Source organism: Nonomuraea monospora (assembly GCF_039531895.1).
Taxonomy (GTDB): domain Bacteria; phylum Actinomycetota; class Actinomycetes; order Streptosporangiales; family Streptosporangiaceae; genus Nonomuraea; species Nonomuraea monospora.
The window spans coordinates 1-20,160 of the sequence record NZ_BAAAQX010000067.1 but is presented as its reverse complement, the minus strand read 5'-3'; the positions used below and the strand labels follow the sequence as shown (position 1 = coordinate 20,160).

Genomic DNA, 20,160 nt, shown 5'->3' with positions numbered 1-20,160 from the left:
GGACCGGCGTTTCACCGCCCGCGGCAGTGCCACCGTTGTCCGAGGCACCGCCGCCACACGCGGCAACCGCGAGGGCGAGCAGCGCGGTACCGGCGACGATCCGTGCGCCCTTAGTAACACGCATGGTGAAAGAAATCCTCCCTCTACAGGTGGGCGCCTAGCGCTGAGCTGCGGTGATCAAGAGCAGCCTGACGGAGAGTTCCTGGTATCCCCCCGGATTTGGCTGACATGGTCAAACCAGCCGACGCCCTGCCAGTCGATCGCGACTATCCCTCACTACTTGCCACCAGCGAGTCTCTGGTGCGTTGCAGTTCGGTCACACGTGCGCCAATCCAGCGTCACAGACATTTGACCCCATGCGGAGCAAACAGTACAAATCCACCTCTACGGGTTCAGCCTGGACGTGAACAGTCGATGAAAAATACCCCCTACACGACCCTGCTCGCGCCTCCGCCACCACGCCCCGGCCCGCTGGGCTACGGTTGAGCAGGTCTTGACGACGCCTTGGAACCCCGGCGTCAGGAGACTCCGTCCAACAGTCTGTCCAACTGTCTGCCGTCAACTCGTACGACAGGCACCCCACCGACCGGGATCCAATAGAGTCCTTGCCATGAGCCAGCCGGAATCCGCTGTCGCGGACGCCCAGGCGGGCGGCCGGAGCGGGCAGGAGCCGCTGGCCAAGCTCGCCAAGAGATACGGGCTTCGCCGTGCCATCGCGCGGCCGAGGTTCTCCGTCTACCTGCGCCTGCTGTGGCAGCGCCGTCACTTCATCCTGACGTACGCGACCTCGCGCAACACCACGAAATACTCCAGCTCCGCGCTCGGGCAGCTCTGGCAGGTGCTGACCCCGCTGCTCAACGCCGGCATCTACTTCGTGATGTTCGGCATCATCCTGGGCGGCGGCAAGGACGTCGCGAACTACCCGGCGTTCCTGCTGACCGGGATGTTCATCTTCACCTTCACCCAGCGCACGGTCACCGCGGGCGCGAAGTCGATCTCCGGCAACCTGTCGATGATCAGGGCCCTGCACTTCCCCAGGGCCTCGCTGCCGCTCGCGTACACGATCCAGGAGCTGCAGCAGCTCGCCATCTCCATGGGCGTGCTGATGGTCCTCGTGGTGGTCACGGGTGAATGGCCCACCTGGTACTGGCTCATGATCCCGGTGGTGCTGCTGCTCCAGACGCTCTTCAACATCGGGGCCGGTCTGGTGATGGCCAGGCTGGGCGCCCAGATGCGCGACCTCAACCAGTTGCTGCCGTTCATCACCCGCACCTGGCTCTACGCCTCCGGCGTCTTCTTCGTGATCCAGGCCAAGGTCGTGGGCTCCGCGGGGCTGCCCCAGTGGGTGGCCGACCTGATGTACCTGAACCCGGCGGCCTCCTACATCGAGTGGATGCGCGAGATTCTCATCCCGAGCTACAACACCGCCTACGGGCACCACCCGCCGACAATGGTGTTGGTGTCTTGCGTATTCTGGGCGGTGTTCGCACTCGGCTTCGGCTTCTGGTACTTCTGGCGGTCCGAGGAGAGGTACGGGCGTGGCTGAACTGACCAAGGAGCTGTCACAGGTGAAGGGCGACAAGCCCGCCGACCCCGGCAAGGATGTCCGAGTGCATCCCAACCCGGAGCCCCCGGGCAAGCGGCCCCTCGACGTACCCACGGGCACTCCCACCGTCATCGTCGACGATCTGCACATCGTCTACCGCGTCTACGGGGCCGCCTCCGACGCCGAGAAGGGCAACGCGGTCAACGCCCTCACGCGCATTCTGAAGCGCCAGGGCAGGCCGCAGATGAAGGAGGTGCACGCCGTCAAGGGCGTGACCTTCGTGGCCTACCACGGCGACGCCATCGGCATCGTGGGGCGCAACGGCTCGGGCAAGTCCACTCTGCTGCGCGCCATCGCGGGCCTGCTGCCCCCGCACAAGGGCGCCGTCTACACCGACGGCCAGCCCTCGCTGCTGGGCGTCAACGCGGCCCTGATGCGCGAGCTGACCGGTGAGCGCAACATCGTCCTCGGCTGCTACGCCATGGGCATGACGCCCGCCGAGGTCAAGGAGAAGTACCAGGAGATCGTCGACTTCTCCGGCATCGACGAGTTCGTGCAGCTCCCGATGTCCACCTACTCCTCCGGCATGGGCGCCCGCCTGCGCTTCGCCATCTCCTCGGCCAAGACCCACGACGTCCTGCTCATCGACGAGGCACTGGCGACGGGCGACCGGGAGTTCCGCAAGAAGAGCGAGGAGCGCATCCGCCAGATCCGCGAGTCGGCCGGCACGGTGTTCCTCGTGGCGCACGATCTGCGGGTGATCGAGCAGACGTGCAACCGGGTGATCTGGCTGCACAAGGGCAAGATCAAAATGGACGGCGACCCGAAGGAAGTCATCGCCGCCTATAATAAGGGCTGACTTATACTTTACGCGCTGCCGTGGTTCGCCACCCTGCGCACTTCGGCTGACGGCCCTCCAGGAAACGGCCTCTGACCCTTCAGTGGCGGGCCGCCGTTACGCGAGCCCATGTGGGCCGGGTTCCGTGGTTTTCGATCTTGCGTGCGAAACCTGTGCGGCTGGAGAGGCTATCGACTGACAGCGCGCCGCCTGTTCCGATAGGATTCGAACGTCGATTCGAACCAGGGAAACGGTGATGGAGTGGGGGCGCGCGATGGGAGAGCTTGCGGCCGCGATTGACCACCTGGCCGTCGAGGATGTTGCCGAGATTCCGCGTATGCAGCTCGCCGAGCAGCTTCTGGAGCTGCACTGGCAGATGGCGAGGCTGCAGGCCCAGATCGCTCGCCGTACAGGCGTTCGCCTGCCCTGAGGCCCGTTGGCATGAAAAAGCCACCGACCCCGGGGTGGGGCCGGTGGCGGGGTGGGCGGGGTGCCGCTGCCCTGCAGTGGCGGCGCCTCGCGTACCCCGGGGCTAGGGCGCGTCCGCCCAGGCCCGACGTGAGCCCGCCCGTTCACGGCGGCGGGCTCTCAACCTACGCGCGTCAGTGCCTCGGGCGCCCGGCACCTTGAGGGCGCCCGGATGGCCTGCCGCATCAGTGCGACGACGTCCCGATCGAGACCTCCGGTGGGGAGGGCCCGGGTCAGGGGATCCCCAGACCTCGTGTGGAACGACGGGCCCTTGTGGGGAACCCGTGGCTCCGGGCGGACCGAGCCCGTTGGAGGGCGGCGCCCGGTCGGGGGAACATGCCGTCAGGGGACTGCTGGGGCGAGCGAGCGAGCCGCCCAGTCACCGCCAGGGCCGGTGCCCGGGTGTCGGCACCTGTGACACCCGCGAACCGTCCTGCCGGTTCCTCGGCCGGCCGCGCTCGTCAGCGCCTCCATCACGGTCCAGTCGCGAACCTGGGGGGTCGCGCCCAGGGGCCGCGCCCGTCCATCGTCCCGGAACGTTCCAGGTCACCGGCCCAGATCTCGCGCCTAGCCGCGAAACAGGGAGAGTGCCCGGCCACGAACCCAGGATGTGTCCGGCCGCGTTTCTAGGAGTGCCTGGTCGCGAGCCCAGAAAGGCGACTAGTCGCGGACCGCGGAGCCCCGCACCGAGCTCGTCAGCGCGTCGGTGGTCCAGCCGAGGGCGGTGATCAGGTCGCTGTAGGCGCCGGCGGTCTGCACGCCGCGCGCCTCGACGAAGGCGGACGTGTCCTGCACGAGCGGGGCGAGCTCGTCCATGGCGGCGGCCTGGGAGGTGGCGGGCAGCGCCTCGACGACCGGAGCCATCTCGGCGGGCGTCACCTGCCCGATCGCGGGGGCGAGCTGGCGGCCCGCGCTGTGCGGCAGGGCCAGCCAGGTCGCCTGGGTGACGCCGCCCAGCAGGGCGTCGGCGGAGAAAGAGCCGAGGCCCGAGGAGCCGCTCGCCATCGACTTGGCCGCGGCGCCGCTGCCCGACACGGGCAGCAGGTTGGCGCCGCTCAGCGTGCCGACGGTGCGCTCGACGGACGAGCCGACCGTGCCGGCCACGCCGCCGCCCAGGGCGTCGCCCTGGCTCGTGGCCGTGTTCTCACCCTGCTTGCCGGCCTTGACCGAGGGCGTGGCCATGCGCGAGGCGCCCAGCAGGGGCAGGGACTCGGTCAGGCCGCCCCCGCCGAGCGGGACGCTGCTGAGGCTGCTGAGGATGGGCGACAGCTCGGGTATCGGGCCGCCGCTGGCGGTGACGTCCTCGGCCGCGTTGGCCGTGGTGCCGGTCTCCGCCTGGTTCTCGCTGGCCATGTCGCGCTCGAGCTCCGACATCTGGCCGCCCTGCTGGGCGCCGGACTTGGCGGTGCCGCCGAGCGCGCCGAGCAGGCCCCCGCCACCTCCGACCAGGCTGCTCAGCAGCCCACCTAGGGGGTCGGCGCCGGCAATGGTGCCTCCGCCCAGGCCGTCGACAGGCGCGTGCTTGGCGGACTCGTACTGAACTTCGGCTTGTGCTGGCACGGCCATGGCCGCTGCCGCCAAACCGAATGCTGTGACGGCCAGCGCCGTCTTGACTACTCGATTCATGATTGCCTTCCCGGCTCGTGATCGATCGCTCTCGAATGCGGTGGAAATGCGAATCGATAACCCCCGTATGCCGTTGCGGACGCGCTATGGGCACCACACGAAGCGTGTCGCCACGGCTGAGCTACGGAAGCAGTTCTATCACTCGCCTTGATCGACCGCAGGCGCATGAATGCCCATGTAGCAGGGGTTTGCAGCCCGGTTACCGAGTAAAGGGGGAGTGTTGAGCGGAGAGACAAAACGGGAAATACAAGGGTCTTGTTTCCAATATTGCGCGCGTCTCGCGCAAGAACACAAGAGGCCCCGACGGCCCGTGAACAAAGGGTCGCGAAAACAAATGTTCACGGGCCGGGGGCCATATTCACCGGTCGCGGTGGACGCGCGCGGCCGGGCTCAGACGGTCAGCAGGGCGTCCGCCGCCTCGAACGGGAAACGGTCGCCGAAGGCTGGGCGCAGGTCCGTCAGCCAGACGGCGGACGGGTCGTAGCGCGCGAAGAACGGCCGCCCCACCAGCGACGGGTCGCGGGCCTGGATGAAGTGGAGCAGGAACACCTGTTCCCCGGCGACTTCCATGACGCCGTCCACGCAGACCTTGCCCGGCGTGGCCGACATGGAGGGCCCGCGCACCGTGCGGCAGAGCCCGGAGACGGCCGAGTAGGCGTCCCTGAAGATCTCGTACGCGCGCGCCAGCGGGACCGCGAAGTAGTCCTGGGGCCCGGTGTCGCGCTCCACGAACATGTAATAGGGAATCAGCCCCATCCGGAGCTGGCGCCGCCACATGCCCGACCACACGGCCGGGTCGTCGTTGATGGACCTGATCAGCGGCGCCTGGGTCCTGATCGTGGCCCCGCTGCCGAGAATGCGCTTGACGGCCGATTCGACCAGGGGCGACTCCAGCTCGCGCGGGTGTGAGAAGTGCGCCATGAAGGCGAGGTTCTTGCCCGACTCGACCACCCGCTCGAACAGGCGGAGCGTGTCGTCGGCGTCGGGGTCGGTGGTGAAGCGCTGCGGCCAGTAGGCCAGCGCCTTGGTGCCGATCCTGATGGACTCGAGCTGTTCGAGCTCCAGCAGCGGCTCGATGTAGCGGCTGATCACCGGCTCGCCCATGATCATGGCGTCGCCGCCGGTGATCAGCACGCTGGTGACCTCGGGATGCCGGCGGATGTAGCCGACCATCTGCCCGATGTCGTCGGAGGCGAACTTGAGGTCGGCGTCGCCGACGAACTGCGCCCAGCGGAAGCAGTAGGTGCAGTAGGCGTGACAGGTCTGCCCCTGTTTAGGGAAGATCAGCACCGTTTCCGCGTATTTATGCTGCATCCCGGGAACGGGCTCTTCGCCGATCTTCGGGACGTTGAGCTCCTTCTGCCCCGCCGGATGCGGGTTGAGCTGTGCGCGTACGCGGTTCGCCTCGGCCTGGATCTCGGCGTTCGGCGCCTCCGCCTTCAGCAGGTCGGCCAGCCTGGCGACGTCCGCCGCGGGCAGCATGTCCTCCTGCGGGAAGACGAGCCGGTATATCGGGTCGTCGGGCGCGGCCGACCAATCTATGAGTTCATCCACGACGTAGGCGTTCGTCCGGAAAGGCAGCACCGTGGCGACGGCACGCACCTTCAGGCGCTCGTCGTCCCCCAGCCCCGCACGCTGCAGGAGCTGGTCGAGGTGCTTGGACGTGAACGCCCGGAAGCGTCGCGTGCCTGCCTGGTTCAAGATCACTAGGCCGTTCCCATCTTTTTTGTTCGATCGGGTGTAAACCTCACGACCCTGTCGCGCGTCTACGGTTCTTAATACCCGGACGCGGCCACCCGCGTTCGCGGTTCCGCTGGGCTCCAAGTTTTCCTTGAGGTTTGTGGACACTCGCGACATATCGCGTCAAGGCGTAGACTGACATATCGTGACTCACGATCCGGACCTGCGCGCCTCAGACGCCGACCGCGACCGCGTGGCCGCCGTGCTGTCCGAGGCACTCGCCACGGGAAGACTCACCACCGTGGAGCACGCCGACCGCCTCGACGTCGCCTACACGGCCAAGACCGTCGGCGACCTCGTCCCCCTCACCCGCGACCTGCCCGAGGTGTCCGCGTCCGACGCGCCCGCCGCGATCGAGCGGCAGGTCATCAGCTCCAAGTTCAGCAAGGTCGTGCGCAAGGGGCGCTGGGTCGCCTCGCGGCACACCACGCTGTCGGCCCGCTTCGGAGCCCTGATCATCGACCTGTCGGACGCCGTGCTGCCCGGCCGCGAGATCACCGTCGAGACCAGTGCGCGCTTCAGCAAGGTGATCGTGCGGGTGCCCGAGAACGCCCACGTCATCGACGAGGGCACAGCCCTGTTCGGCAAGCGCCAGGTGACGGCCGGGTCCTCCGGCGACGGCCCGCTCATCAGGCTGACCGGAGCGTCCAAGTTCTCCAAGGTCGTCGTGACCCGGGGCAAGGACGACTGGAACCTCCACTAGCGCCCCCACCTGCGCGAGGTGACCAGGACTGGAACGGCCGTGTGCGGGAACCAAGAGGTCCTGCCCGCCGGTTACCCTGACACCTGCCTCGCCTGATGCGGACATACCGAGCCCGCGTACCGGCCAAGCCGTGGCGGCGGGCTCGATGCCGTACGAGGTGAGCATTGTCCGAGGGCCTGCCAGTCGCGCTCGACGCCATGGGCGGCGACCACGCGCCGCACGAGATCGTGGCCGGAGCGGTGCACGCGGTGCGCGAGCGCGGCCTGCCCGTCGTGCTCGTCGGCTCCCCTCGCGTGCTCTACGAGGCGCTCGCCGACCACGACGCCACCAAGGAGATCCCCATCGTCCGCGCGGAAGAGGCGCTGGAGATGGACGAGGGCGCGCTGGCCAGCCTGCGCCGGCCCCGCTCCAGCATCGCGATCGCCTGCCACCTGGTCCGCCGCGGCGACGCCTGCGCCGTCGTCTCCGCGGGATCGACCGCCGGCATCGTGACCACCGGCAGGCTGCGCCTCAAGGGCCAGCAGGGCGTGCTCAGACCGGCCATCGCCGTCGACCTGCCCACGCTGCCCGCCCCCGCCGTGCTCCTCGACGCCGGCGCGAACGCCGAGGTCAAGCCGGAGATGCTGGTGCAGTTCGCCCAGCTCGGCGCCACGTACGCCGAGCTCGCCCACGGCATCAAGGACCCCAAGGTCGGCCTGCTCACCATCGGCAGCGAGGCCGAGAAGGGCGACAAACTGGTCAGGCGCGCGCACGAGCTGCTGCAGGGCTCCCCCGGCATCCACTTCACCGGCAACGTCGAGGGCCACGACCTGCTGACCGGCAAGGTCGACGTGATCACCACCGACGGGTTCACGGGCAACGTGGCGCTCAAGACCATGGAGGGCGCCGTCCGCTACGCCTTCGCCGAGCTGCGTGAGGCGATCAGCGAGAGCAGGCTGGCCCGCCTCGGCGCCGCCATGCAGCGCTCCCGCCTGCGCGAGCTGCGGCAGCGCCTCGACGCAGAGGCGCACGGCGGCGCCGTCCTGCTCGGGCTCAACGGAACCGTCGTCATCGCCCACGGCGCCTCCAGGGCCCAGGGCATCAGCGCCGCCTGCCGCCTCGCCGCCGACCTGTCGGCCGCCGGCGTGGTGAACGCGATCGGCGAGCGGATGGCCGTGCCGAGCCGCTCCCACAGGCTGTGGAAATCCAGCCGCGGTGGAGACGCCGTCGAGTGAAGACCCAAGTCGCTGCCGCGGGCCCGGGTCAACCCATAGGGTGTGAGACCGATCCACAGAAACGGGGGCTTATGTGGACGGGCTCATCTCGGTGGCACCTGGGCTCACCTCGGCGCAGGTGGCGAGCGCGAAGGCGAACCACATCCCGCGCCGCTCCAGCCGCTCACTGAGCGCGATCCTCAGAGCGAACGTGTTCACCCTGTTCAACCTCGTCATCGGCGTCCTGTGGGCACTGATCCTCATCTTCGGCGAGTGGCAGGACGGCCTGTTCGGGCTGGTCATCGTGGCCAACGCGCTGATCGGCATCATCCAGGAGCTGCGCGCCAAACGCACCCTCGACCGCCTCGCGGTGATCAACGAGGCTCCCGTACGCGTCCGCCGCGACGGCCGCGAACAGGAGATCGACCCCCGCGACGTGGTCCTCGGCGACCTGATCCTGCTCGGCGCCGGCGACCGCCTCCTGGTGGACGGCGAGGTCGTGCACTCCGACGGCCTGGAGATCGACGAGTCGCTGCTCACCGGCGAGGCCGACCCCGTGCACAAGCAGCCGGGCGACCAGGTGCTGTCGGGCAGCTTCGCGGTGGCGGGCTCCGGCGCGTTCGTCTCCACCCGGGTCGGCACCGACGCGTACGCCGCCAAGCTCGCCGAGGAGGCCAGCAAGTTCCACCTGGCCCACTCCGAGCTGCGCGCGGGCGTCGCCAACTTCATCAAGTACATCACCTGGCTGGTCGTCCCGATCGGCGCCCTGCTGATCTACAGCCAGCTCCACAACTCCGCCGACCTGCGCGGCGCGGTCACCGGGGCGGTCGCCGGCATCGTCACCATGATCCCCGAGGGGCTGGTGCTGATGACCTCGATCGCGTTCGCCGTCGGCGTCGTGCGGCTGGGCCGCCGCAAGTGCCTGGTGCAGGAGCTGCCCGCGATCGAGGGCCTGGCCAGGGTGGACGTGCTCTGCCTCGACAAGACGGGCACCCTCACCGCGGGCGGGATGGACCTGGACGAGGTGCTGCCCGTACCCGACGACCGCACCCCCGCGCCCGCACCCGCGCGTGAGTTGGTGGACGAGGCGCTTGCCGCCCTCGCCAACCTCGACGACCGCCCGAACGCCACCGCCGAGGCCATCAGGGCCCGCTACCCCGCCTCCCCCACCGGCTGGACCACCCGCTCGACCGTGCCGTTCTCCTCCGCCCGCAAGTGGAGCGGCGCCGACTTCGGCGAGCACGGCGCCTGGGTGCTGGGCGCGCCCGACGTCCTCCTGCACGGCGGCGCCGCCTACGACAGGGCCACCGACCTGGCCGCCACCGGCACGCGCGTCCTGGCGCTGTGCCGTACCGACTCGCTGGACGGCACCGAGCGCGGCGAGGCCACCGTGCAGCCCGTCGCCCTCGTCACCCTCAAACAACGCGTCAGGCCCGACGCCCGCGAGACCCTCGGCTACTTCGCAAAGCAGGGCGTCACCCTCAAGATCATCTCCGGCGACAACCCGCTCGCCGTCTCCGCCATCGCGACCGGCCTCGGCATCCCCGGCGGCGACCGGTCCATCGACGCGCGCACCCTCCCGCACGACGACCCCGACCGGCTCGGCGAGCTGCTCGACACCCACACCGTCTTCGGCCGGGTCAGCCCCCAGCAGAAGCGCGAGTTCGTCGCCGCCCTCCAGGCCCGCGGCCACACCGTCGCCATGACCGGCGACGGCGTCAACGACGTGCTCGCGCTCAAGGACGCCGACCTGGGCATCGCGATGGGCGCGGGCAGCCCCGCCACCAAGGCCGTCGCGCAGGTCGTGCTGCTCGACGACAAGTTCGCCACGCTGCCGCACGTCGTGGGCGAGGGCCGGCGGGTACTGGCCAACATCGAACGGGTCTCCAACCTGTTCCTCACCAAGACGTTCTACGCGATCGTGCTGTCGCTCGTGGTCGGGCTGGCCGGGATGCAGTTCCCGTTCGCGCCGCGCCACTCGACCCTGACCAACGCCCTGGTCATCGGCATCCCCGCGTTCTTCCTCGCGCTGGCGCCCACACTGGAACGCTCGAAGCCCGGGTTCGTGCCGCGGGTGCTGCGCTTCGCCGTACCGGCAGGGGTGCTGTGCGCGGCGGCGGTGCTCCTGTCCTTCTGGGCCGCCCACAAGGGCACCTCCACCCTCCTCGAGGACCAGACCGCCGCCGTGATCACCCTCTTCCTCACCACCTGGTGGGTGCTGGTGCTCATCGCCAGACCACTCAACTGGTGGCGGACGGCGCTGGTGGGAGCCATGGCGGTGCTCTTCGCCATCGGCCTGGCGCTGCCCTTCGTCAGGGAGTTCTTCGCCCTCGAACCCGGCGACCTCAGCAACGACCTGACCGCCGTCGGCATCTCCCTCGTGGCAGCACTTGTGATAAGCGTCGCGGTCAAGCTCGCCGGTACCCTTAGACCATGACCGACCCGCAGATAGTGCTCACCGAGCGCGTCCAGCAGGCGCTGGCCCGCGCGTTCGGCCCGGAGCACGCCGACGCAGATCCGCTGATCCGGCCCTCCCAGTTCGCCGACTTCCAGGCGAACGTCGCGATGAGCCTGGCCAAGCGCCTGCGACGGTCCCCGCGGGAGGTCGCCGAGTCGATCGCTGCGGAGCTGTCCGACTTCCCCGGCACCATCGAGGTCAGCGGCCCGGGCTTCCTCAACCTCACGCTCGACAACGCGTGGATCGAGTCCGAGGCCCGGCGGATGCACGCCGACCCGCGCCTCGGCGTCGGCACGAGCACGCCGCCGCAGACCATCGTGATCGACTACTCCGCGCCCAACGCGGCCAAGGAGATGCACGTCGGCCACCTGCGCACCACCATCGTGGGCGACTCCCTGGCCCGCATGCACGAGCACCTCGGCAACAAGGTCATCAGGCAGAACCACCTGGGCGACTGGGGCACCCCGTTCGGCATGCTCATCGAGCACCTGCTCGACATCGGCGAGGCCGCCGCCGTCGAGCAGCTCGAAGCCGGCCAGGGCACCGAGTTCTACCAGGCGGCGCGGGCCAAGTTCGACGGCGACGAGACGTTCAAGACGCGCGCGCGGGCGCGGGTGAGCACGCTGCAGTCGGGCGACCCGGAGACGCTGCGGCTCTGGCACGTCTTCATGGACGCCACCGTGCGCTTCTTCAACAAGGTGTACGCCATGCTCGGCGTCACCCTCACCGACGCCGACATCGCCGGCGAGAGCATGTACAACCCCATGCTCCAGCGGACCTGCGACGACCTGGAGGCGGCCGGCACGGCCGTGATCAGCGAGGGCGCGCTGTGCGTGTTCCCGCCCGGCTTCACCGGCTCCGACGACAAGCCGCTGCCGCTCATCATCAGGAAGAGCGACGGCGGCTACGGCTACGCCACCACCGACATGGCGGCCATCCGCTACCGCGTCCACGACCTCAAGGCCGACCGCATCCTCTACGTCGTGGGCAACGAGCAGGCGCTGCACTTCCAGATGGTGTTCGCCGCCGCCAAGCAGGCGGGCTGGCTGCCCGACACCACCTCGGCCGAGCACGTCCGCATCGGCATGATGCTCGGCAAGGACGGCCGCCGCTTCAAGACCCGCTCCGGCGAGTCCGTCAAACTGATGGACCTGCTCCAGGAGGCCGTCGACCGGGCCGCCAAGCTCATCGAGGACCGCGGCCACGACGAGGCCACCCAGCGGGAGATCGCGCACGCCGTCGGCATGGCCGCCGTCAAGTACGCCGACCTGTCGGTCAGCCACGACAGCGAGTACGTCTTCGACTTCGACCGCATGGTGGCCATGACCGGCAACACCGGCCCCTACATGCAGTACGCGACCACCCGCATCCACTCCATCTTCCGCGGCGCGGGCATCTCCCCTGCCGACGCGACCGCCCCCATCGTGCTGGCCGCCCCGGCCGAGCGCGCCCTGGGCCTGCACCTGCTGGGCTTCGGCGAGCTCGTCTCGCAGGTCGCCGCCGACTCCGAGCCGCACCGGCTGTGCGCGTTCCTCTTCCAGACGGCCAGCCTGCTGAGCACGTTCTACGAGGAGTGCCCGGTCATCAAGGAGGGCGTCGACCCCGAGATCCGCGACCAGCGGCTCGCCCTGTGCGCGCTGACGTTGCGGGTGCTGGAGACGGGGCTCGACCTTCTGGGCGTCCCTGTCCTCCAGCGCATGTAAACAGGCAGTTGGCTCAAAGTCTCCCGTTCCGCCGTGGGCGCGCCTCCACCGGGTTGGCGCGCCCCAACGGCTAGGCTTTACGCGGTCATGAACTGAGGCCGAAATGGGGAGTTCTCTGCCTTGAGCACGGACCTGACTGCGAGCCCCCCAGCAGCGACCGAACTGCATCGCTACGCCGAGGCGCTGCTGGCGCACCTCGCCGCCAAGGGCACCGCGCCGCCGGCCGCACCGAGCTTCAGCGACGTTTCGGGCTACTGGCTGCCGCCGGCTCTCGAAGCGCTCGTCGCCCTCCTCGCCGGCGACGACCCGCTCGAACCGCTCAGCCGGGCCGCCGGACGCGACCAGCAACAAACCGCACTCTTCCTCTGCCTGGCACTGGCCGTGTCCGGGCAGGGCAGCCGCATACACGCCTCCTGGCTGGGCACCGCCTTCGGCGAACTGTCACTCGACCGCCCGGTCACCCACGGCCAGCGCTCACTCTGGCTGGCCGCCGCCCGCGGCGCCTACGGGCCCGCCGGCAAGATCTTCGTGCTGCGCAAGCTCGACGCCCTCGCCGTCCAGGAACACGCCGACCCCCAGCAGTGGGTGCAGGCCCTCGTCCCCGGCGAGCCCGCCGTCGTCGTGCCGCCGTCCCTGGCCGACTTCCCGGAGATGGCCGAGATCCCCGAGCTGGCCAGGCCCGCCGTGGCCGCCGCCCGCCTCGCCCGGCTGCGCGGGCGGTGCGCCGAGATCACCTCCGCGCGGCAGACCGAGCACGACTCGCCCGCCCCGCTCGACAACAACCCGGCCACCCCCGCCGCCAACTGGGCCGAGGACGAGCCCCTCGCCGTCCTGCGCACCCTCATCGGCCAGGGCGGGCCCTCGGGGCCGATGGCGTCGCTCACCTCGTACCTGCTCGACGACCTGCGCCCCGGCGCCGACCCGCACCTCGCGGCGATCGCCCTGCACGTCGCGGCGCCGATCCTGCGCGGCGTCTCCGAGGAGCTCGAAGCCGACAGCCGCCTCGAACCCCCCGCCACCCTCACCGTCCCCCTCCTCGGCCACCGCATCCACCTGCGCCCCGAAGGGCCCGACCAGGCCTCCCTGGCCGCCGCCGAGGAGTCGATCGTCACCGAGGGCATGATCCCGCGCGGCCGCCCGTGGGCCGCCCTCGTCCTCATCGTCGCCGGCGTCGCCTGCCTCGCCGGCGCCGCCCTCAGCACCCGCCTGCTCGCCGCCGCCGCCGTCGCCATGATCGGGCTGGCCGGCTGGCAGCTCTGGCAACGCCGCAAACTCGTCGACGCCGATGCCCGGTATGTGGCTGGGCAGGTGAACGAGCTGAAGGAACTGGCCGAGGGGGCGGTGTGGGCGCTGCACGCGTACGCGCGTGAGGCGGAGGATCGGGCCAAGCAGGCGGGCGAAGACGCGACCGAACTGACCCGCCTCATCCGCCGCGGCCCCCGCGCCGCCCACTAAATCGGTGAGTTGGCAGGCCGGCGGCTTGGAGCTGACGGGTGTGGGTTCGCTTGCGGCCATCGGTGCCGCGGCGGCGGGCGATGCGCCGGTAGCGGTCACCCAGGAAGGCGTCAGCGCGGCCGACGACCACGGCTAACCCCCCACCCCGCGCCCCACCTACGTCACGCCCTCCCCACACCCGCCCGTTACCCGCGTCCTTGCTTGCCTTGCCCACACCACACCCTGCCCGCACCACGCCCACCACGCGCCGCGCCAAGCCCTGCTCGCGCGATGGCCCACCCGCGCGGCCTGCCTGCACCACACCCTGCGCGCGCCACAGCCTGCCTCACCCGCGCCACGCCGTGCCCCACCTACGTCACATCACGCCCCAGCCGCCCGCGTCACCTCCGCTGCGGCGTTGCGGGCCGCCCACGCGCCGCACGCCCTTCACAGGCGCGCCCAGACGGCGTCACGCACCCGGTTCGGAGACCGCCACACTCCACCGCGCCCACACAACGAAGAACCTGCCCGGATCGATCTCCCGGACAGGCTCCCCAGCTCATCAGCTCGTCGTGCTACGGCCTCAGGTCGTCTCGATCTCCACGTGCGCCGGCGCCAGAAGGAAGACGCGCTCGGCGATGCGCTCGATCCGCCCCTCGCAGCCGAACGCAAGCCCGGCCGCGAAGTCCACCATCCGCGTCGCCTCGGGCATCGACATGCCCGTCACGTCCATGATCACCGTCTGACCGTCTCGGAAGTGCTGGCCGATCAACGGTGCGTCGTTGTACTTGAGCGGCTGGACCATCACGATCCGTGACGAGTCCACGTTCGCGCGCCACCGCCTGGCGGCTCGCTCGGTGGCCGGGACGTACTCGTCCTCGTACTGCTCGTCGTCGTCATAGCCCTCGTCGTAGTGATCGACCCCGCTCAGGCCAAGGTAGCTCACCACCTTGCGCACTGCCCCCATCGGCTTGTCCTTTCCTCAGGAACTCACCGTAATCGGCACGTCCCTACACATTGGACGGTAACCGACGATTCCGCATTCGCCACGCGACACGCCCAGCCCTAATTCCATTTTGTACGGCTTGCAGCCTGCTTGCAGCTGGATATCCGACCCCCGTATACCATCAGCCACATGCGCCTCTTCACGGTCGACGCCTTCACTGACTCAGCTTTCCAGGGTAATCCCGCGGCTGTCTGCCTGTTGGACACACCGGTTACTGAGCAATGGATGCAGAGCGTAGCCATGGAGATGAACCTCTCCGAGACCGCCTACCTGCACGGGGATTCGCTCCGCTGGTTCACCCCGGCGACGGAGGTCACTCTGTGTGGTCATGCCACGCTCGCGACCGCACACGTCCTCTATTCGACCGGTGCGGCGGAGGGGCAGCTCGAATTCAACACGGCCAGCGGGACGCTCACCGTGAATCAGCGCCCGGACGGCATGATCACAATGGATTTCCCCGCCAAGGAGGTCACCCCCGCAGAGGCTCCGCCCGGTCTGGAGAAAGCCCTCGGAGCCACCCCGGTACGGGTCGGCAAAAGCCAGCTCGACCTGCTGGTCGAGCTGGAGTCAGACGAAACGGTAATCGGCCTTACCCCAGACATCACTGCTCTAAACGCGATTGACGCAAGAGGAATCATCGTCACAGCGCCCGGCAGCAAAACCGACTTCGTCTCCCGCTTCTTCGCGCCCAGGGTCGGCGTGCCGGAGGACCCGGTGACGGGCTCGGCCCACTGCGCCCTGTCCCCGTACTGGTCGGCCCGCCTCGGCCGCGCCTCCCTCGTGGGCGCTCAGCTCTCCGCCCGCGGCGGCCTCGTCCACGTCACCCACGCCGACGACCGAGTCCACCTCGCCGGACGGGCCGTCACGGTGATGTCGGGCACCCTGCACGTCGCCTGATGCGTCGACCGGGTGTCGGCGTACGGTCCAGGTGCAGAGATAGGTACAAGTACACGTGCACAGGTGAGCGGTGTGTCCGCTGCTGGGGTCGGTGGCGCTGTCCGGGCGGACCCGGCGATAACGGGCAGGCCGGGGACGTGTTCGGTCACGCACCAGACCACCGCGGTCGCGGCTTCACCGCATCAGGGAGAGGCGGTTTTCCCGCATCGGCGGCCGGCAGCCCCTGCGATCTTCCCTGGAATTGCTTCGCGAGATCAGGATCGCCGCTCCGTCAGGCGCAGAGCGAGCTGGGTGCGATCACGCAGCCCCAGCTTGCGCAGCACGCTCGAGACGTGGTTCTTCACCGTGCCCTCGGTGATGTGCAGCCGGGTGGCGATCTCCCTGTTGGCGGCCCCGGCGGCCACCATCCGCGCCACTTCGAGCTCCCTGCCCGACAGCAGGTCCTCGCCGGAGAACGCGCCGCGCGCCGGTGTCCTCCGCAGGTTGGCGACCAGCCGGGCGGCGACCGGGCTGCTCAGCACGGTCTCGCCGCGACTGGCGCGCAGGACGGCCGCGACCAGTTCGTCGGGTGAGCAGTCCTTGAGCAGGTAGCCGACGGCGCCGCCGCGCAGCGCCCCGAAGATGTATTCGTCCTCGTCGAAGGTGCTGAGTACGATCGCCGCCACCGCGGGGTGCTTGGCTGCCAGCCGGGTGATCAGCTCCACGCCGTCCATGCGCGGCATCCGGGCGTCCACGAGCGCCACGTCGGGGCGGGTCTCCTCGATCGCCGCCAGTGCGGCCGCCCCGTCGGGGGCTCGCCCACGACCTCGATGCTTTCCTCGATCTCCAGCAGCTTGCGCAGCCCTTGCCGCATCAGTTCCTGGTCGTCGACCAGGAGCACCCGGACCGCCCTCACGACGGCAGCTCCGCGCGCAGCTCGAAGCCCACGGCCTTGTCGCCACTGATGAGCCTGCCGCCAAGGGCCGTGACCCGGTCGTTCAGCGAGCTCAGACCGAACCCGTGGCCCTGGCCAAACCCCTTGCCGTCGTCGGCGACCACAAGCACGATCCTCCTCTTCTCGAACGTCAGCGTGCCGCGCACGGACGTCGCCTCCGCGTGCCGTACGGCGTTGGTGAGCCCTTCCTGCAGCACCCGGTAGAGCACCAGTTCGGTGTCGGGTCCCAACGGGCGTTCCATCCCCTCCACCTCGAAGGTCACCGTGACGCCCGTACCGGAGAAGGAGCTGGCCAGGTTCTGGAGCGCGGCACTGCCCAGGTCGCCGTTGAGCGCCAGAGGGCGCAGCGCGCGCACCCAGCGGCGGGCGTCGGCCAGCGCCGCCTGGGTGAGTTCCTTGGCCTGACGCACCTCTTCCCAAGCGGCCTCGGGTCGGCGTTCGCGGAAACGCTCGGAATTCTCCAAACCTAATTTGATCACGGTCAGATGATGGCCGATCGAGTCGTGCATTTCCGCCGCGAGCCTGGCGCGCTCCTCGGCGACGGTCAGCTCCCGCACACGCTCGGCAAGTTGCCTGGCCCGCAACACCGCCGACGCCATGCCCATGGAGAAGACGCCGAGCACCGCGATCACCGCCAGATCGGCCAGCGTCTGGACGAGCGTCCTGCCGTAGAACACCGGAGGAGTGATGACCAAGATCGCGCTGAAAACAGCGAGGATGCCGGCGGCAGTCCTCATGCCGTACACCAAGGCAAGGTTGGCCACGCCCATGAGCGCCAAGGGCGCGTGCGTGCCCGCCGCCCCGACCAGTCCCAGCGCGAAGGTGCCCGCCAGGAAAACGGGGGTCACCAGGAGACGGCCGCGTCCGGGCCGCCACGGCATCACCATCCACAGCCCGCACAGCAACACGACGTCAGCGAAGAACAGGACCCGGACCGGCACGGTGCTGGGCAGCATCAGGTTGACTGCGACCGTGGCCCCGAGCACCAGCCAGAACACCACGGTCAGGAGAGCGGGCCGATCAGGGTCACGTAGCCATGCCATACGACAAACCTACGGTTCCGCCGGGCACCCTGTGATCCACCGAAGGTCATCATGACGTTGGTCATGGTGAGTTCTATCCCTGGCTCGATGCGCCGAGACTCCGCACTTCCCTAGCGTTCCCGGCATGAAGACGCTCTGGACCGTCCTCCTCGCCATGGTCCTCATGTTCGCCCAGGCAATCATCGGCTCCACCCTCCCGCTACTTTTCCTCGGCCGGACGAGCCCACTGCTGAGTTTTTTCGGCCCACTTGGTATCACGCTCACCGCGCTGCTGTTCGTCTATCTGATCCGGAGATTTCTGGACCGGCGGCCATGGTCGTCTCTGGGCTGGCGGAAACCGTGGCACATCGTGCTCGGCGTCTTCGCGGGTGCGCTGCCCATACTCGCCGCCTATGGGATGGCCATGGCTGTGGGGGCCGGAACCTGGGTGTCGGTGGACGCTTCCGTCCTGCTGGGTGCGCTGCCGCTGGGCGCCGTCGTGCTGCTGCTCAATCAGGCATTCCCGGAAGAACTGCTCTGGCGCGGCCATGTCTTCGACAGCCTGTCGCAACGCCTGTCGCCACGGGCGATCTTGATCATCACGTCGGTCGCATTCGGTTCCGTGCACGTCTTCTCCCAAGGCTCGGGAACCACCATCGGGGAAAAGCTGCTCTATGCGCTCATGGCCACGGCGCTCGGTTTCGCGGCCGGGGCGGCGCGGGTGCGTGGCGGCGGGCTGTGGATGGCGGCCGGCGTGCACTTGGGCTTCCACTTGGGCATGCGCAGCGTGCCCATGAAGCCGGAGAGCTTCAGCATCCTGCTCGTGCTGATGGCCATCGGGCTCGCGCTGGCGGGAGCCGTCCTGCTCAGGGGGCAGGGCATCGCCAGACCGAATCCGCGGGCAAGCGACCAGGCGGTGGCCTGAGGACATAGCCCGAGTTCCTAGGCCAGGGCGCGCTCAGCACGTTGCTGCGCTCCAGGGGCGTGGCCGACCGCCAGGAAGGCATGGGCGGGGGCGCGCTCATCGCTCTCCTTCGGCCATGCCGTTCCGCTCCGAGGGGTCGCGCGGCGGGCAGGCCCTCGGGGGACTGGCCCTCTCAGTTGCGGTGAACGTCTGGTCACCCTCACCGGCACCTCGACCAGATCCCAGGCGCTGCTGACCTTTGAGCAGTTCCTCACCCAACGGCTGCGCCCGGGCCGATCCTGGCCGTTCGCCCGCCAGCCGCCCTCGGCCATGCCCGAGGAGGCGGTGACGCTCCAGACAATCGCTGCACCACCTCTTCACATCTGCGCGTACCTGCCTCTGCACAATCACCTGTACGCCGACACCGGGTCTGACGACGCGCTGCTCGCGGCTCCTGACGGGTGTTCCGGGTGCTCCCACCCGCTTGGCGCGAGTGGCGGGACAACTGTTAGGTTCCGGGCATGAGAACAGTCCCGTTCACCGGTGGTGAGAAGGAAAGCCTCCGTGCCAGCATGGACCGGCATCGCGACGCGGTGCTGTGGAAGATCGAGGGACTGGACGACGAGGCGCTGCGACGCCCCATGACCCCGTCAGGGACGAATCTGCTGGGCCTGGTCAAGCACCTAGCAGCCGTTGAGTACTGGTGGTTCGCCGACGCGTTCGGCCAGGAGCACGAGGAACTCCCCTTCGACGACGATGACGAGAATGCCGACCTGCGCGTCGACGCCGGCGAGACCACCGCCGATGTCCTCGCCTTCTACGCCCGCGCCCGCGCGTCCTCGGACGAGGTCATCGAGAAGTTCGACCTCGAAGACCTCGGTACCAACGAGCGCGGCGAGAGGATGACGCTGCGCTGGATCCTCATCCACGTGATCGAGGAGACCGCCCGGCACGCCGGCCACATGGACATCGTGCGCGAGCTCATCGACGGCGAGAGCGGCGACCACCGGCGTGTCTAGCGCTGCGAGCAGAGATGATCACCGGGTTGGGTGAGGGTTCAGGCTGCCTGGGTGGTTGGTCGGCCGCGTGCTGCCCACCACGCACGCCCGGCGGTGTGGCGGTCGCTGAGCGGGCTCGAACTCGTCGAACGCGAAGGTGCGCTCGGGCTGGTGCCTCACCGCCTACTCGATGCGGTCGATCCTGGCGTCGAAGTCGGAGGCGGGTGAGCCCTTCTCGGTCTTGGTCCGCTGGGGGTAAATCCGCGCGGGTCAGCAGGGTATGCGTAAGGCTTCCCCGCCGAGAGTGAAGACGCGGCAGGGAAGGCGGCACAGGGAGTCAAGGAGTGTGCGGATGAACCAGCGGGTGAAGGGCTGACCTAACTTGGCGGGTCGGGTGGTGGCCGGCTGTGCGACGGGTTCTTCGCCGGCAGGGCGTGGTGCGGGCCGCCAGGCGTGGCGCAACCCAGCGAGCGTGGCGCGGCCGCATGGGGTTCGTGGGGCGGCTGGTGTGGTTTCGGAGTGTACGGACATGCGTTCGCGCAGGATCGTACACCCCCACAACGCAGAAAGGGCCCCGACGCGTTGGCGTCGGGGCCCTTATCCATAAAGATTGTCCGGCGGTGACCTACTCTCCCACACCCTCCCGAGTGCAGTACCATCGGCGCAGAGAAGCTTAACTTCCGGGTTCGG

16 protein-coding genes, 1 rRNA gene and 1 pseudogene are annotated in these 20,160 nt (G+C 69.2%); 12 read left to right on the top strand and 6 right to left on the bottom strand.

The window, feature by feature from the left end; all coding sequences use genetic code 11:
- The first annotated feature begins 610 nt into the window (after positions 1–610).
- The 3 genes from ABD331_RS58515 (at position 611) to ABD331_RS58505 (ending at position 2,814) form a co-directional block, all read left to right on the top strand.
- On the top strand, positions 611–1,546 hold the full coding sequence (locus tag ABD331_RS58515) for an ABC transporter permease (RefSeq protein ID WP_344495896.1): 936 nt from the start codon (positions 611–613) through the stop codon (positions 1,544–1,546).
- Positions 1,539–2,405 carry an ABC transporter ATP-binding protein gene (locus tag ABD331_RS58510; protein ID WP_185100376.1) on the top strand — a complete coding sequence of 289 codons (867 nt, stop codon included), beginning with the start codon at positions 1,539–1,541 and terminating at the stop codon, positions 2,403–2,405. The genes ABD331_RS58515 and ABD331_RS58510 overlap by 8 nt, the downstream gene beginning before the upstream one ends.
- A 253-nt stretch (positions 2,406–2,658) precedes the next feature.
- Positions 2,659–2,814: a hypothetical protein gene (locus ABD331_RS58505; RefSeq protein ID WP_344495892.1), complete on the top strand. Its 156-nt coding sequence runs from the start codon at positions 2,659–2,661 to the stop codon at positions 2,812–2,814.
- A gap of 698 nt (positions 2,815–3,512) precedes the next feature.
- Here ABD331_RS58505 and ABD331_RS58500 read toward each other — a convergent pair.
- Together ABD331_RS58500 and ABD331_RS58495 are read right to left on the bottom strand one after the other, a co-directional pair.
- Positions 3,513–4,478: a hypothetical protein gene (locus ABD331_RS58500; RefSeq protein WP_344495891.1), complete on the bottom strand. Its 966-nt coding sequence runs from the start codon at positions 4,476–4,478 to the stop codon at positions 3,513–3,515.
- A gap of 390 nt (positions 4,479–4,868) precedes the next feature.
- Positions 4,869–6,185, bottom strand: a complete 1,317-nt coding sequence (locus tag ABD331_RS58495) for a KamA family radical SAM protein (protein WP_344495890.1) — start codon at positions 6,183–6,185, stop codon at positions 4,869–4,871.
- A gap of 178 nt (positions 6,186–6,363) precedes the next feature.
- Between ABD331_RS58495 and ABD331_RS58490 the strand changes: the two genes are divergently transcribed.
- The 6 genes from ABD331_RS58490 (at position 6,364) to ABD331_RS58465 (ending at position 13,866) form a co-directional block, all read left to right on the top strand.
- Positions 6,364–6,921: a DUF1707 SHOCT-like domain-containing protein gene (locus tag ABD331_RS58490; RefSeq protein ID WP_344495889.1), complete on the top strand. Its 558-nt coding sequence runs from the start codon at positions 6,364–6,366 to the stop codon at positions 6,919–6,921.
- A gap of 164 nt (positions 6,922–7,085) precedes the next feature.
- A complete protein-coding gene (plsX, locus tag ABD331_RS58485; protein ID WP_344495887.1) occupies positions 7,086–8,135 on the top strand; it encodes a phosphate acyltransferase PlsX in 1,050 nt (349 codons plus the stop codon).
- 73 nt (positions 8,136–8,208) lie between these two features.
- A complete protein-coding gene (locus tag ABD331_RS58480; protein WP_344495886.1) occupies positions 8,209–10,551 on the top strand; it encodes an HAD-IC family P-type ATPase in 2,343 nt (780 codons plus the stop codon).
- A complete protein-coding gene (argS, locus tag ABD331_RS58475; protein WP_344495884.1) occupies positions 10,548–12,275 on the top strand; it encodes an arginine--tRNA ligase in 1,728 nt (575 codons plus the stop codon). The genes ABD331_RS58480 and argS overlap by 4 nt, the downstream gene beginning before the upstream one ends.
- Positions 12,276–12,395: 120 nt before the next feature.
- Entirely contained in the window at positions 12,396–13,730 is a 1,335-nt protein-coding gene (locus ABD331_RS58470; RefSeq protein ID WP_344495882.1) for a hypothetical protein, read from the top strand.
- Positions 13,731–13,734: 4 nt separating this feature from the next.
- Positions 13,735–13,866, top strand: a complete 132-nt coding sequence (locus ABD331_RS58465) for a hypothetical protein (protein WP_344495880.1) — start codon at positions 13,735–13,737, stop codon at positions 13,864–13,866.
- 426 nt (positions 13,867–14,292) lie between these two features.
- On the opposite strand, the gene ABD331_RS58460 is transcribed toward ABD331_RS58465, so the two are convergent.
- Positions 14,293–14,676 (bottom strand): cell division protein SepF, encoded by a 384-nt coding sequence (locus ABD331_RS58460; RefSeq protein WP_080044678.1) that lies wholly within the window; start codon positions 14,674–14,676, stop codon positions 14,293–14,295.
- 168 nt (positions 14,677–14,844) lie between these two features.
- On the opposite strand from ABD331_RS58460, the gene ABD331_RS58455 reads away from it, so the two are divergent.
- On the top strand, positions 14,845–15,612 hold the full coding sequence (locus ABD331_RS58455; protein ID WP_344495877.1) for a PhzF family phenazine biosynthesis protein: 768 nt from the start codon (positions 14,845–14,847) through the stop codon (positions 15,610–15,612).
- Positions 15,613–15,866: 254 nt separating this feature from the next.
- Here ABD331_RS58455 and ABD331_RS58450 read toward each other — a convergent pair.
- Both ABD331_RS58450 and ABD331_RS58445 read right to left on the bottom strand, forming a co-directional pair.
- Positions 15,867–16,507 (bottom strand): annotated as a pseudogene (locus ABD331_RS58450) (response regulator).
- Positions 16,504–17,589, bottom strand: coding sequence for a sensor histidine kinase (locus tag ABD331_RS58445; RefSeq protein ID WP_344495875.1), 1,086 nt, complete (start codon positions 17,587–17,589; stop codon positions 16,504–16,506). Before ABD331_RS58445 ends, ABD331_RS58450 begins: the two are co-directional and overlap by 4 nt.
- A gap of 124 nt (positions 17,590–17,713) precedes the next feature.
- Here ABD331_RS58445 and ABD331_RS58440 point away from each other — a divergent pair, with 124 nt between their 5' ends.
- Positions 17,714–18,493 (top strand): CPBP family intramembrane glutamic endopeptidase, encoded by a 780-nt coding sequence (locus ABD331_RS58440; protein WP_344495873.1) that lies wholly within the window; start codon positions 17,714–17,716, stop codon positions 18,491–18,493.
- Positions 18,494–18,993: 500 nt separating this feature from the next.
- Positions 18,994–19,491 (top strand): DinB family protein, encoded by a 498-nt coding sequence (locus ABD331_RS58435; protein ID WP_344495871.1) that lies wholly within the window; start codon positions 18,994–18,996, stop codon positions 19,489–19,491.
- A 591-nt stretch (positions 19,492–20,082) separates the two neighbouring features.
- On the opposite strand, the gene rrf is transcribed toward ABD331_RS58435, so the two are convergent.
- A 5S ribosomal RNA gene (rrf, locus tag ABD331_RS58430) occupies positions 20,083–20,160 on the bottom strand; the annotation flags it as partial.